This is a genomic window from Clostridium sp. CTA-6 (assembly GCF_054768115.1).
The window spans coordinates 1-463 of the sequence record NZ_BAAAAU010000037.1 but is presented as its reverse complement, the minus strand read 5'-3'; the positions used below and the strand labels follow the sequence as shown (position 1 = coordinate 463).

General features: G+C 33.5%; 1 protein-coding gene. It reads right to left on the bottom strand.

The features are described from left to right. On the bottom strand, positions 1-463 hold a 463-nt coding region (locus ACYUDJ_RS21375), incomplete at both ends, for a triple tyrosine motif-containing protein (protein WP_460290032.1).

The following is a 463-nucleotide window of genomic DNA, read 5'->3' as shown; positions in this document are numbered from 1 at the left end:
TTTATTGTATATGTTTTTCCTGATGCTAGCTTTCCATTTGTTATATATTGATCTCCTAACATTATGTCATAGGTTTGTATTGTGGCTTTCCCTGATTGTGTCTCTACCGTGAATGTTTTCTCTACTCTTCCATCCATACTTGTGTTACTATATTTATCCTTTACATTTACTGCTATTACATATTGTCCATTTTTACTTGGTGTCCAATTTGCACATCTGTCTTCTTTATAATCCCTTATTTTTGTCCAAACTCCTGTTGATACATCTTTAACCCAAAATTCATATAATACTCCATTTGGACTGCTTGCATAGCCTTTTATTGTATATGTTTTTCCTGATGCTAGCTTTCCATTTGTTATATATTGATCTCCTAACATTATGTCATAGGTTTGTATTGTGGCTTTCCCTGATTGTGTCTCTACCGTGAATGTTTTCTCTACTCTTCCATCCATACTTGTGTTAC